At 70.6% G+C, this 12,305-nt stretch carries 12 protein-coding genes; 6 read left to right on the top strand and 6 right to left on the bottom strand.

Annotation, left to right across the window (positions count from 1 at the left end; translation table 11 throughout):
- Nucleotides 1–98: 98 nt before the first annotated feature.
- The 5 genes from ABEB00_RS33880 to ABEB00_RS33900 all read left to right on the top strand — a co-directional run bounded on the left by ABEB00_RS33880 (nucleotide 99) and on the right by ABEB00_RS33900 (nucleotide 4,078).
- Nucleotides 99–1,343 carry a L,D-transpeptidase gene (locus ABEB00_RS33880; RefSeq protein WP_345624556.1) on the top strand — a complete coding sequence of 415 codons (1,245 nt, stop codon included), beginning with the start codon at nucleotides 99–101 and terminating at the stop codon, nucleotides 1,341–1,343.
- Nucleotides 1,344–1,425: 82 nt separating this feature from the next.
- The gene (locus ABEB00_RS33885; RefSeq protein WP_345624557.1) at nucleotides 1,426–2,193 is read left to right on the top strand and encodes an enoyl-CoA hydratase/isomerase family protein; all 768 of its coding nucleotides are present in this window, start codon (nucleotides 1,426–1,428) and stop codon (nucleotides 2,191–2,193) included.
- Nucleotides 2,194–2,513: 320 nt separating this feature from the next.
- Nucleotides 2,514–3,017 (top strand): ATP-binding protein, encoded by a 504-nt coding sequence (locus tag ABEB00_RS33890; protein ID WP_345624558.1) that lies wholly within the window; start codon nucleotides 2,514–2,516, stop codon nucleotides 3,015–3,017.
- Nucleotides 3,018–3,115: 98 nt separating this feature from the next.
- Nucleotides 3,116–3,733, top strand: a complete 618-nt coding sequence (locus ABEB00_RS33895) for an ADP-ribosyltransferase (protein ID WP_345624559.1) — start codon at nucleotides 3,116–3,118, stop codon at nucleotides 3,731–3,733.
- 132 nt (nucleotides 3,734–3,865) lie between these two features.
- A complete protein-coding gene (locus tag ABEB00_RS33900) occupies nucleotides 3,866–4,078 on the top strand; it encodes an EF-hand domain-containing protein (RefSeq protein WP_345624560.1) in 213 nt (70 codons plus the stop codon).
- Nucleotides 4,079–4,174: 96 nt separating this feature from the next.
- On the opposite strand, the gene ABEB00_RS33905 is transcribed toward ABEB00_RS33900, so the two are convergent.
- Nucleotides 4,175–4,732 carry a glycoside hydrolase family 25 protein gene (locus tag ABEB00_RS33905; protein ID WP_345624561.1) on the bottom strand — a complete coding sequence of 186 codons (558 nt, stop codon included), beginning with the start codon at nucleotides 4,730–4,732 and terminating at the stop codon, nucleotides 4,175–4,177.
- Nucleotides 4,733–4,861: 129 nt separating this feature from the next.
- Nucleotides 4,862–6,256, bottom strand: coding sequence for an MFS transporter (locus ABEB00_RS33910; protein ID WP_345624569.1), 1,395 nt, complete (start codon nucleotides 6,254–6,256; stop codon nucleotides 4,862–4,864).
- Nucleotides 6,257–6,514: 258 nt separating this feature from the next.
- Here ABEB00_RS33910 and ABEB00_RS33915 point away from each other — a divergent pair, with 258 nt between their 5' ends.
- A complete protein-coding gene (locus ABEB00_RS33915) occupies nucleotides 6,515–7,723 on the top strand; it encodes a cytochrome P450 (protein WP_345624562.1) in 1,209 nt (402 codons plus the stop codon).
- 38 nt (nucleotides 7,724–7,761) lie between these two features.
- Here ABEB00_RS33915 and ABEB00_RS33920 read toward each other — a convergent pair whose 3' ends face one another.
- From ABEB00_RS33920 to ABEB00_RS33935, 4 genes are read right to left on the bottom strand one after another with little or no spacing between them, the layout of a single operon-like run.
- A complete protein-coding gene (locus ABEB00_RS33920) occupies nucleotides 7,762–8,910 on the bottom strand; it encodes a pyridoxal phosphate-dependent aminotransferase (RefSeq protein WP_345624563.1) in 1,149 nt (382 codons plus the stop codon).
- Nucleotides 8,907–9,545 carry a 3-isopropylmalate dehydratase small subunit gene (gene leuD / locus ABEB00_RS33925; protein ID WP_345624564.1) on the bottom strand — a complete coding sequence of 213 codons (639 nt, stop codon included), beginning with the start codon at nucleotides 9,543–9,545 and terminating at the stop codon, nucleotides 8,907–8,909. The genes ABEB00_RS33920 and leuD overlap by 4 nt, the downstream gene beginning before the upstream one ends.
- Nucleotides 9,542–10,969, bottom strand: a complete 1,428-nt coding sequence (leuC, locus tag ABEB00_RS33930) for a 3-isopropylmalate dehydratase large subunit (protein ID WP_345624565.1) — start codon at nucleotides 10,967–10,969, stop codon at nucleotides 9,542–9,544. Before leuC ends, leuD begins: the two co-directional genes overlap by 4 nt.
- On the bottom strand, nucleotides 10,969–12,153 hold the full coding sequence (locus tag ABEB00_RS33935) for a LeuA family protein (protein ID WP_345624566.1): 1,185 nt from the start codon (nucleotides 12,151–12,153) through the stop codon (nucleotides 10,969–10,971). The genes leuC and ABEB00_RS33935 overlap by 1 nt, the downstream gene beginning before the upstream one ends.
- Nucleotides 12,154–12,305: the final 152 nt, after the last annotated feature.

The following is a 12,305-nucleotide window of genomic DNA, read 5'->3' on the forward strand; positions in this document are numbered from 1 at the left end:
CGACCCCTCCAAACCGCCGCTGGCCTGCGGTTACTATGCGCCGGTGCGTGCAGGCGCACGGGGTGCGGGCCGGACCGGGCCCGGCGAGGGGAGACAAGTTGAACGTGCGTCCGATATCGGGGGCGTCGGCGGGCATACCGGGGCGCCGCGGCGGGAAGGCACCGGCCCTCGTGGCCGGCCTCCTGCTGCTGGCGGTGACCGCGTGCGGCGGCGGCGGGACGGACTCCGGGTCCGGCGGCGGCAAGGGGAAGAACGACGGCTCCGGCGCGGTGCGGAGCACGCAGTCGGAGGCCGTCGTCACCATCGCCCCCGAGAACGGTGCCAAGTCGGTCGACACCAGCGGCCGGCTGAAGGTCGCCGCCGCCAGGGGCAAGCTGACCGAGGTCGTGGTCAAGGACGCCGACGGGGCGAAGGTCGACGGGAGGATAACCGAGGACGGCGCCGCCTGGACGCCGTCCACCCACCTGGCCGCCGCCACCACCTACGCGGTGCACGCGGTCGCCGAGGACTCCGAGGGCCGCACCGCCGCGGAGGACTCCCGTTTCACCACCCTGACCCCCGAGAACACGTTCATCGGCAACTTCACCCCCGAGGACGGCTCGAAGGTCGGCGTCGGAATGCCGTTCTCGATCCGCTTCAGCCGGGGCATCACCGAGCCCGCGGCCATCGAGAAGGCCATCCGCGTCCGGACCGAACCCGCCGTCGACGTCGAGGGCCACTGGTTCGGCAACGACCGCCTCGACTTCCGGCCCGAGAAGTACTGGAAGGCCGGCACCAAGGTCACCGTCGACCTCGACCTCGACGGCGTCGAGGGCCGCGACGGCGTCTACGGCGAGCAGGCCAAGACGGTCTCCTTCACCATCGGCCGCGACCAGGTCTCCGTCGTCGACGCCAAGAAGCTCACGATGAAGGTCATGCGTGAGGGCAAGGTCGTCAAGACCGTCCCCGTCACCACCGGCGCCCCCGGCTACGAGACCTGGAACGGCCAGATGGTCATCAGCGAGAAACTCGCGGTGACCCGCATGAACGGCGAGACGGTCGGCTACGGCGGCGAGTACGACATCAAGGACGTCCCGCACGCCATGCGCCTGACCACCTCCGGCACCTTCATCCACGGCAACTACTGGGGCGGCGACGCCTTCGGCAACCGCAACGCCAGCCACGGCTGCGTCGGCCTGCGCGACACCCGCGGCGGCGGGGACGACAAGGCGCCGGCCGCCTGGTTCTTCGCCCACTCGATGATCGGCGACGTGGTCGTCGTCAAGAACTCGGACGACGCCACCGTCGCCCCGGACAACGGCTACAACGGCTGGAACATGTCCTGGGAGAAGTGGACGGCCTGACCGCTCCGGCCGGACCGCGCGCGGTCCCGGTGTGAGCCATCACACCGGGACCGTCGTCGTTAACCGCCGCTAACCTGCTCGCATGACCGTACATCTCGAAGTCGCCGAGGGCGTCGGCGTGCTGCGCCTGGACCGCCCGCCGATGAACGCGCTGGACGTCGCCACGCAGGACCGGCTGAAGGAGCTGGCCGAGGAGGTCACCCGGCGCGAGGACGTGCGCGCCGTGGTCGTGCACGGCGGCGAGAAGGTGTTCGCCGCGGGCGCGGACATCAAGGAGATGCGGGCCATGGACCACGCGGCGATGATCGCGCGCTCCCGGGCCCTCCAGGACTCCTTCACCGCGGTCGCCCGCATCCCCAAGCCGGTGGTGGCGGCCGTGACCGGGTACGCGCTGGGCGGCGGCTGCGAACTGGCGCTCTGCGCCGACTTCCGGATCGCGGCCGACAACGCCAAGCTCGGCCAGCCGGAGATCCTGCTCGGCCTGATCCCCGGCGCCGGCGGCACCCAGCGCCTGTCCCGGCTGGTCGGGCCCGCCAAGGCCAAGGACCTGATCTTCACGGGCCGCCAGGTCCGGGCCGACGAGGCGCTGGCGCTGGGCCTGGTGGACCGTGTCGTGCCCGCCGCCGAGGTCTACGACCAGGCCCACGCCTGGGCCGCCCGGCTGGCCCGGGGCCCGGCGATCGCGCTGCGCGCGGCGAAGGAGGCGATCGACACCGGGCTGGAGACCGACCTCGACACCGGCCTCGCCGTCGAACGGAACTGGTTCGCGGGCCTGTTCGCCACGGAGGACCGGGAGCGCGGGATGCGCAGCTTCGTCGAGGAGGGCCCGGGGAAGGCGAAGTTCCGCTGACCGGACGCGAACCGAGCGGCCGGAGGCCGCCGGGCGGGCGCCGCGGGACGGACGTCGGCGGGACCCAGGTTGACGCGGCGTCCGGTCCGGGGTCCCTCGAAAGGGCGGTTTACGGCGGTCCCGGCGGCGTCTTGAGGCCGTCTCGCCCAGAGGGGCCGCCGGACGCCGTCCGTTCCGCCGTCCGCCCACGTCAGCGCGGCCTCTCCGGCCGACAGGCCGCCTCCGGCATATGCCGGTTGCCGCTTTCGGCGGGGCCGCCCCGTGCGGGCGTATCACCGGGAACGGCCCCGGGGCGTGCCGCGGGCGGCCATAGTGGGGGCATGGCGGGGCTGGAGGACACGGGGCAGCCGCGGGGAGCCGGACGTGCGACCGTCGCGCGCTGGTCGCCGGCGGTCGAGGACGAACACGCCCTGCGCGCAGTGGAGTTGTTCGGGGACCCGACCGAGTCCGAGGTCCAGTTGCCCTCCCTTCCCGAGTCCGCCGCCCTCGCCCGCCGACTGGCCCAGGTCGTCGTCCTGCGCCAGTGGGGACTGAGCCCCCGGCTCGCCGAGGACGTCGTCCTCCTCGTCTCCGAACTGGTGGGCAACGCCGTCCAGCACACCGGCGCCCGCGTCTTCGGCCTCGGCATGAGCCGCCGCCCCGGCTGGGTCCGCGCGGAGGTCCGCGACCCGTCCCGGGGGCTGCCCTGCCTGCTGCCGGTCCGGGTCACCGACCTCGGCGGACGTGGCCTGTTCCTCGTCGACACCCTCGCCGACCGCTGGGGCGTCGACCTGCTGCCGCACGGCAAGACCACCTGGTTCGAGCTGAAGGTGGCCGACGGCTGAGACCGTCAAGTCCGGGCCGCGGCAACCGTTTCGGCGGGACACGCCACCCACGGGTGACGGTCCCCGCGCGCGCCGCGCGGACCCGGGACGGTACCGGCATGAACTTCACCCGACTGCGCCGCCGCGCCGCTGCCGCCGCGCTCTCCCTCGCTGCCGTCTTCGCCACCTCGGCCGGCACCCTCCCCGCCGAGGCAGCGGCCGGCCCGGCCGTCGCCCCGGCCGCCGCCGCCCCCGCCTGTCCCGTGTTCGAGGACAAGCTCAAGGCCGCCGCCGACCGGGGTGCCGACCTCGGCCGGATCACCCCCGAACCGTCCTGGCGCACCACCTGCGGCACGCTCTACCGCAGCGACAGCCGGGGCCCGGCGGTCGTCTTCGAGGAGGGCTTCCGGCCCCGGGACGTCGTGAACGGCCAGTACGACGTCGAGCAGTACGTCCTCGTCAACCAGCCCTCCCCGTACGTGTCGACCTCCTACGACCACGACCTCTACAAGACCTGGTACAAGTCCGGCTACAACTACTACGTCGACGCCCCCGGCGGCATCGACGTCAACCGGACCATCGGTGACACCCACCGGTGGGCCGACCAGCGGGAGGTCGCCTTCCCCGGCGGCATCGCCCGCGCCTACGTCATCGGCGTCTGCCCGGTCGACCGGAAGACCAAGACCGAGATCATGAGCGAGTGCGAGAGCAACCCGCACTACGAGCCCTGGCACTGAGCGGCGCCCGCCCCACCCTCGCCGCCCCTCCCGCGCGGCCGGAACGTTAATCTGACCTGCGACAGCAGGACGACAGCAGGACGAACTGATCGACCAGATCACGTCCGGAGCACGCGGAAGAGGGGCGGATCGGTGGCGGACATCGAGGAAGCACGCAAGCAGTTCGACCGGATCGACGGGGACGGGGACGGTTACATCACCCCGGCCGAGTTCAAGACCGCTCTCGCCCAGGGGGGCGACTGGAACGTCACCGAGTCCGTGGCGGAGGCCATCATCGCCAGCCGCGACCTGGACGGCGACAAGCTGCTCTCGTTCGACGAGTTCTGGGCCTTCCTGAACAAGTGACGCGAGGCCGCGGCCCGGTCCGCCAGGGGCGCCCCTCCACAACCCGGAGGGGCGCCCCTGGCCGTGCCGGGCGGCGCGGACCGCCGGGCGGCGGGGTCACACGCTCGCGGCCCACGCCCGCATCGCCGCCCTGCTCTTGAAGTCGGCCACGTTCCGGTCGAGCGGATCGTCGGTGTACTGGTGGATGCGCCAGTCGGCCTGGATGCGCGGCTTGCCCTTCGTCACATAGTCGGCGATCCACAGGCCGTCACCGGCGTAGGACGTCGTATCGATGTTCAGCCAAAAATTCCGATTACAGTACAGAATGACCGGGTTGTTGGGGCGCAGCTCCTTCACCTTGCGGATGAAGCGGTCCTTCTCGGCGTTGCTCGCATGGGTGCCCTCGCCCGTGGTCTCCCAGTCGACGGCGAGGATGTCGCCGGCCTTCTCGGGGGCCTTGGAGACGAAGTACTCGGCCTGGGCGGTCAGGTTGCCCGGCCACAGGAAGTGGTAGAAACCGACGACGAGATCGGCGTCCCGGGCCCGCTTCGTCTGGGCCGAGAGCTTGGAGTTGACGTACGAACGGCCCTCCGTCGCCTTGATGAAGACGAAGGAGAGGTCGTCCGTGTCGTAGGTGGCGGACTGGTAGGCGCTGACATCGATGCCGCGCAGCATGGGAACTCCCTCGGGTGCCTGTAGGGGCTCAAGTGCCCCGGGGGCGGAGGTTGTTGTTATGCCCCGCATCGACGGCCGTACGCCGGGCGTGAGGAGGGTCGGCGCCCGGCGGTGGTGAACGCCGGTGGATCAGGGGGCGGTCGAGGTCACCGCGGGCACGGGCGTCTCGTCCTCGTCCAGCGAGACGTCCTTCGTCTCCTTGCCGAGGACGAGCGCGATCAGGGTGAGGACCGCCATCGCGGAGAGGTAGACGCCGACCAGCCAGGGGGAACCGTCGCCGGCCTCCCAGAGGGCCACCGCGATGAAGGGGGCGACGGCCGCGCCGAGGATGGAGCTGACGTTGTACGAGATGCCGGAGCCGGTGTAGCGCACGCTGGTCGGGAAGAGTTCCGGCAGCAGCGCGCCCATCGGGCCGAAGGTCATCCCCATCAGGGTGAAGCCGAGGACCAGCCACAGGACGACACCGAGCGTGCCCAGGCCGATCAGCGGCACCCAGACCAGGCCGAAGACCACGATCGCGGCGGTGACCCACAGGAGGGTGGCGCGGCGTCCGTACTTGTCCGCGAGCGGGCCGGAGACCAGCGTGAAGACCGCGAAGAACAGCACCCCGAAGATCATCATCAGGACGAAGGTGGTGTAGCTGTAGCCGAGGCCCGGCACGGCCGCGTCCTCGGCGGTACGGCCGTAGCTCAGCGAGAACGTGGTCATCAGGTAGAAGAGCACGTACGTCGCCAGCATGAAGAAGGTGCCCAGGACGAGCTGCCGCCAGTGGCCCTGGACCACCGTGGCCAGCGGCAGCTTGCGGACCTTGCCGGCCTCCCGCGTCCTGGCGAACACCGCCGACTCCACCAGCCGCGAGCGCACCCACAGGCCGATCGCGACCATCACGGTGGAGAACAGGAACGGGATGCGCCACCCCCAGTCGACGAAACCGTCGGAGGGCTGGGTGGGGTCGGCGCCGGCCGCGGACGGCAGCAGTGCGCCGATGATCAGGAACAGGCCGTTGCCGATGATGAAACCGAGCGGGGCGCCGAGCTGCGGGAAGGTGCCGTACAGCGCCCGCTTGCCCTTGGGCGCGTTCTCGGTCGCGACCAGGGCGGCGCCGCTCCACTCGCCGCCGAGGGCGAAGCCCTGCGCGAGCCGCATCAGCACGAGCAGCGCGGTGGCGACCCAGCCGACCTGCGCGTAGGTGGGCAGGACGCCGATCAGGAACGTGGCGATGCCCATGGTCAGGAGCGAGACCACCAGCGTCTTCTTGCGGCCGAGCCGGTCACCGAGGTGGCCGAAGAAGACCGCGCCGATCGGCCGGGCGACCATCGCGGCGCCGAAGACCGCGAAGGACGACAGCAGCGCCGTGGTCGGGTCGCTGCTCGGGAAGAAGAGCTGGGGGAAGACCAGTACGGCGGCGGTGGCGTAGATGTAGAAGTCGTAGAACTCGATCGTCGTGCCGATGAGGCTGGCGATGAGGACGCGCGACTGCGGGTTGACGGGCGCCGGGGCTGAGCCGGTGGCTGGTGCGGGCATTGCTCGGTCTTTCACGAAAGCGAATGTAGGGGCCCCGCAACGATCTCAGGCGTCCCATCTTATGGGAAGCTCGTGTCAGCATGTGAGACATCCGTCGCGCTGACGACCGGCCTCCTGTTTCTTTTGGCTTCGGTGGTGTCCCGTTGCCGGGACAGGCGTGAAAGCCGTCTGACGGCGGCGGGATTTTCTGGTGCCGGGGCAAAGCGCGTGGTCCGATGGAAGGGTCCTCGCGTCACTCGCACCGGAAAGGGGCGCCCGATGGCCGCCGGCTCGATGATCGACCTCGCTGACCAGTGGAAGGTCCACCCGCGGCATTTCTGGCTGCGCGGCCTCCGGCCGGCGGCGTCGGTTCGCTTCGATGAAAGCCTGGGCAAGTGGGATGTCTACGGATACGCGGAGGCGTGGCAGATCCTGAACGATCCCGGGACTTTCTCGTCCGACACCAAACGCCTCTACGACTCGGAGTCCGTCAATGAGCACAAGGAGGGGAATCTCATACAGATGGACGGAGTGGAACACCGGACCTTGCGCAAACTGGTCAGCCGTGTTTTCACTCCCGCGATGGTCTCGGGGCTCGAACCCCGTGTCCGCGCGCTCACACACGAGCTTCTCGACCAGGCCGCCGGCGGGGACGGTATCGAGTTGGTCAATGACCTGGCCTATCCGCTTCCGGTCATCGTCATCGCGGAACTCCTGGGCGTTCCGAGTGCCGACCGCCACCTCTTCAAGGAATGGGTGACGGTGATGCTGGAGGACACCGCCCAGATCTCCCTTGTCGACCGCGGCGAGGAGGCGGAGCGTGAGAGCCGCGATCTGATCGAGAAGTGGCAGCCGATGTTCGACTACGTGCGGGATCACGTCATCGACCGGAGGCGGCAGCCACGGGACGACTTGATCAGCCAGTTGGTCGGTGCGGAGGTGGAGGGCAAGCGCCTGTCCGACCAGGAAGTGGTGACCTTCGCTGTCCTGCTGTTCGTCGCCGGGCACGTGAGCACGACCATGCTGCTCGGGAATACCGTGCTGTGCCTGGACGCACAACCGGACTGGGCGGTGAAGGTGCGCAAGGACCGCTCACTGGTGCCCGGCGCGCTGGAGGAGTCCGTCCGGCTGTTCAGCCCGTTCCCCGCGATCGCCCGGTCCACGACCCGGGAGGTCACGCTCGGGGGAGAGCGGGTGCCGGCGGACCAGATGGTGATGGTCTGGCTCGCGGCGGCCAACCGGGACGGGGACCGGTTCGCCGAACCGCATGTGTTCGATCCGACGAGGGACCCCAACCCCCACCTCGGCTTCGGGCGAGGCGTTCACTTCTGCCTCGGTGCTCCGCTGGCGCGGTTGGAGGGCAGGGTGGCCCTGAACGTCCTCATGGACCGGTTTCCCGTCCTGCACACCACGCCCGGAGATCCGCCGGTCTTCCTGCCGTCGCCGGACATGACCGGTGTCCGGCGGCTGCCCCTGTACACGGGGTGAGCCACGGCTGAGCCGCGGGAGGGGCCCCTCCCCTCCCGCTACCGGTACATCGACAACCGCTGCTCCGCCTCGCTGAGGAGCGTGAGGCGGCGGTTGAACGCGATGCGGACGAGACCCGAGCCCCGCGCCCGCTCGGCGTAGAAGTACGCGCCGGGCGCGACCATGACGCCGGCTTCACGCACCATGCGGTAGGCCAGCGTCTCACCGTCCTCGTCGGTGAAGTGCCGGATGTCGGCCATGGTGTAACAGCCGCCTTCCGGCGGCAGACAGCGAAAGCCCAGTTCGTCGAAGATCCGGAGCGTGGTCTCCCGCTGCTCGCCCAGATCCTCCGAGGGGCTCAGGAAGCGGGCGTCCGCGGCCGCCGCGCGTGCGACGGCCTCCTGCAGGGGAGCCGCACCGCCGCTGCAGATCGCCTCGTGCACCTTGCGGACGGCCCTGGTGAGTTCTCCCGGCGCCCGCACGTACCCGATCCGCCAGCCGCTGATGGCATGGCTCTTCGAGAGGCTGCCGAGCACGATGGCGCGCCCGCCGAGCGACGGGACGTCGGCCGCGGACACATGACGGTGACCCTGGTGCAGGTACCCGGCGTAGATCTCGTCGGAGATCAGTACGACGTTCCACCGCGCGCACAGCGTGGCGATCTCGTCGAACTCCCGGCGGGTCAGCACGCGCCCGGTGGGGTTGTCCGGCGTGCACACCACCATCGCTCTCGTCCGTGGTCCGAACGCCGCCCGCAGGGTGGAGAGGTCGTGACGCCAGTCAGGGGGGTGGGTCTCCACGAGCCGCGGCACACCGCCGGCGAGGGCGATCGCGCTGAAGAAGTTCTCGTAGAACGGTTCGAAGACGATGACCTCGTCGCCCGGCTCCACGGTGGCCAGGACCGCTGCCGTGAGCCCTTCGCTGGAGCCGACGGTCAGGGTGAGTTCGGTGAGCGGGTCGGTGGGGCCCGGCAGCGCCGCGGCGATGCGCTCACGCAGCGCGAGGTTGCCGTCCGGGACGCCGTACTGGTTGACCCCTTCGCGCAGTGCCGCGCAGGCCGACTCGATCAACAGGGGCGGGGTCGGGGGAGCCCCCGGCACGCCGAGGGCCAGGTCGAGGACTCCGCCCCGTCGACCCTCGCGAAGAAGTCCGAACAGACCGCTGGGTGCCAGGACACCGACGCGGGCCGCCAGCCGTACCTCGGTCATCGGGGGCTTCCCTCCGCTGCGGGGGGAGCGCTGCTTGCCGGAGACACCGGCCCGGTGGTGGGCATCCACCGGGCTCTTGCCTGCTCGTGCGCGGTGATGGCGTCCTCGTTTCCCAGGGTGAGGGCGATCTCGTCCAGGCCGTTCATCAGCAGTCGGCGGACCCGGTCGTCCAGGGCGAACCGGTGCCGTGTCCCGGCGCCGCGGACTTCGAGCCGGGTGAGGTCGACGGTGATCTCGGAGCGGGGGTCGGACCTGACCCGGTCCGCGACCTCGGCCAGGGCGGAGGGCGGCAGCTCGACCGCGAGCAGCCCGTTCTTGCCCGCGTTCCGCCGGAAGATGTCGCCGAAGCTGCTCGCGAACACCGCGACGAACCCCCAGTCGCGCAGGGCCCACACCGCGTGCTCCCGCGAGCTTCCGGTGCCGAAGTTGTGCCCGGCCACGAGGATGCTCGCCTGCGCGCCGGCGGGCAGATTCAGCACGAAGGCGGGGTCCTGACGCCATCCGGCGAAGAGCGCGTCCGCGTAGCCGCTCTTCGTCAGCCGCTTGCAGAACTCCGCGGGCACGATCTGGTCGGTGTCGACGTCGTTCCGGTCCAGTACGACGCCCCGCCCGGTGTGCCGGGTCAGCGGTTTCACCGGACGTCCCGGGCCGGAAGCCGGCTCGGTGAGGTCAGGCGGCCGGTGACCGCCGTTGCCGCGGCGACCGCGGGTGACGCCAGGTGCGTACGGGCCCGCGGTCCTTGCCGGCCCTCGTAATTGCGGTTCGACGTGGAGAGGCAGCGGCTGGGGCCCGTCAGCCGGTCGGCGTTCATGCCCAGGCACATGGAGCAGCCGGACAGCCGCCATTCCGCGCCCGCGGTGCGGAACACCTCGTCGAGGCCCAGGTCCGCCGCGGCGCGGCGGACCTCCATGGAGCCGGGCACGACGAGCATGCGCACGCCCGGAGCGACGCGTCGGCCGTCGAGTACCGCGGCCGCGGCCCGCAGGTCCTCCAGCCGCCCATTGGTGCATGAGCCGAGGAAGACGGTGTCGACCTCGATGGAGTCCATGGGGGTGCCCGGCACCAGGTCCATGTAGGCGAGGGCCCGCTCGGCCGCGGCCCGTTCGTGTGGATCGGACAGCGAGCGGGGGGAAGGCACCCGCTCGCCGAGCGGCACCGCCTGGCCCGGGTTGGTTCCCCACGTGACGAACGGAGTCAGCGCCGAGACGTCCAGGCGCACCTCGGCGTCGAACGTGGCGCCGCGGTCGGTGCGCAACTGCTCCCAGTCGGCCACCGCTTCCTCCCAGGCGCGGCCCGCCGGCATGCCGGGCAGGCCCTTCAGGTACTGGTAGGTGATCTCGTCCGGGGCGACGAGGCCGGCCCGTGCGCCCGCCTCGACGCTCATGTTGCAGAGGGTCATCCGGCTCTCCATCGACATGGCCCTGACGGCGGGGCCGCGGTATTCGATGACGTGGCCGTTGGCGCCGTTGGCGCCGATGCGGGAGATGAGGGCCAGGACGAGGTCTTTCGCCGTCACCTCGGCGGCCGGTTCTCCGGTGAACTCGACGGACATGGTGCGGGGCGGGAACAGCGGGAGGGTCTGGGTGGCGAGGACGTGTTCCACGTCGGTGGTCCCGATCCCGAACGCGAGCGCGCCGAACGCCCCGTGGGTGGAGGTGTGACTGTCCCCGCACACCACGGACATCCCGGGGCGGACGAGCCCCCTCTCGGGCGCCACCACATGCACGATCCCCTGTCCGGCGTCACCGAGTGCGAACAGCTCGATGCCGTGGGCGGCACAGTTGTGCCGCAGCCTTTCGAGCTGCTGCCTTCCCAGCGGGTCGAGAATCCGCAGGGAGTCGGTGGGGACGTTGTGGTCCTCGACCGCCAGAGTCAGACCAGGACGCCGTACGCTGCCGCCGGACAGCCGTAAGCCGTCGAAGGCCTGAGGCGAGCTGGCCTCATGGATCAGATGCAGGTCGACGTAGAGCAGATCGGGCTCGCCCGCGGTGCGCAGCACGGTATGGCTGTCCCACACCTTCTCGATCAGAGTCTTCCCCGGCGTCTTCCCCGGCGGCATCACGGGCGCCCGCCGGCCGGGGCGGTCCGGTGTTCGTCGATCAGCGCCCGCAGCTCGGAAAGGCGCAGGCAGGTGCCGTCGCCGCGGTTCGCGATGTACGTCTCGTACAGCTCCTCGACGAGCTGGTCGTCGGCGGGCGCTCGCATCTCCGTCAGTACGTGGCGCAGGACGGCACGGCCGGAGTGCCTGCCCACCAGCATGGTGCGTTCCCGCCCGAAACGGGACGGCTCGACGTACTCGTAGCTGAGGTGGGACCGGAGGAGACCTGCCTGGTGGATGCCCGCCTGGGTGGCGAACGCGTTGACTCCGAAGAGCGCCTTGTTGCGCGGGGCGGGCAGGCCGATCGCCTCGCTCAACGCCTCGAACGCCGCCCAGAGGCCCTCCGTCCTGGCCGTGGTGGTCGAGTGCAGCTCCTCGGCCTTGTAGGTGAGGACGGCGATCAGCTCCTCCAGCGAGGTGTTGCCCGCCCGCTCGCCGATGCCCGCGAGGGTCGCCTGGACCTCCTGGGCGCCCGCGTCGACGCCGGCCAGCGCGTTCGCCAGGGCCAGGCCCAGGTCCTCGTGGCAGTGCGTGGAGATCGTGACGTCGGCCGCGACCCAGGACCGGACGCGGCCGATGAGAGCGCCGTACTGGGCCGGAACCATGCAGCCGGTGGTGTCCGCGATCGTCAGCGTGTCCGCGCCTGCCGCCACCGACTCGGTGATCAGGGGCCGCAGCAGGGCGTCGGAGCCGCGCGACGCGTCCTCGATGGCCAGCGTCACGTGCCGCACACCGAGGGATCTGGCCAGCGCGATCGCCGCCACCACCTCGCGCTGCGCCTCGGCCTGCCCGATACCCCGCTTGTGCTTCAGGTGGATCTCACTGCCGGTTGCCATGACCTGGAGGTGGTGCCGCTCCGTACCGCCGGCCTCGACGGCGAGGTGGATGTCCTGCGGCAGTGCCCGGTTGAGCGTCGCGACATGCGCCGAGGTGAGAGATTCGGAGATCATCTTGACCGCCTGAAACTCGCTCGGTGAGGAACTCGGGAATCCCGCCTCGACGACGTCGACGCCGAGAGCTTCTATCGTCAGCGCGAGGTCCAGCTTCTGCGGCGGACGCATCGCGTTGCCAGGAGCCTGTTCACCGTCGCGCAACGTGGTGTCGAAAAGGCGAATCCTTCTTGGCGTACTGTGTTGAGTCGGCACGAGAATACCCCTCCAATCACAGGCAAAGGGAAAAGGGGCCTCGGAAAGTCGGACAAAAAAGCATGCTGCCCCGGGCGGAATGCGGTGTCAAGGCTGTCCTGCCTGTGCGGGAGTGGGGCCCGGCCGTGCTGCCATCAAGGGTTGTCGCTGTC

Source organism: Streptomyces ziwulingensis, assembly GCF_039542605.1.
Taxonomy (GTDB): Bacteria; Actinomycetota; Actinomycetes; order Streptomycetales; family Streptomycetaceae; genus Streptomyces; species Streptomyces ziwulingensis.

Coding starts and splice junctions, on each gene's coding strand:
- ABEB00_RS33915 (WP_345624562.1), top strand. CDS start 6,515: ATGGCCGCCGGCTCGATGATCGACCTCGCTGACCAGTGGAAGGTCCAC.
- leuC (WP_345624565.1), bottom strand. CDS start 10,969: ATGCCGCCGGGGAAGACGCCGGGGAAGACTCTGATCGAGAAGGTGTGG.
- ABEB00_RS33895 (WP_345624559.1), top strand. CDS start 3,116: ATGAACTTCACCCGACTGCGCCGCCGCGCCGCTGCCGCCGCGCTCTCC.
- ABEB00_RS33905 (WP_345624561.1), bottom strand. CDS start 4,732: ATGCTGCGCGGCATCGATGTCAGCGCCTACCAGTCCGCCACCTACGAC.
- ABEB00_RS33920 (WP_345624563.1), bottom strand. CDS start 8,910: ATGACCGAGGTACGGCTGGCGGCCCGCGTCGGTGTCCTGGCACCCAGC.
- ABEB00_RS33885 (WP_345624557.1), top strand. CDS start 1,426: ATGACCGTACATCTCGAAGTCGCCGAGGGCGTCGGCGTGCTGCGCCTG.
- ABEB00_RS33890 (WP_345624558.1), top strand. CDS start 2,514: ATGGCGGGGCTGGAGGACACGGGGCAGCCGCGGGGAGCCGGACGTGCG.
- ABEB00_RS33910 (WP_345624569.1), bottom strand. CDS start 6,256: ATGCCCGCACCAGCCACCGGCTCAGCCCCGGCGCCCGTCAACCCGCAG.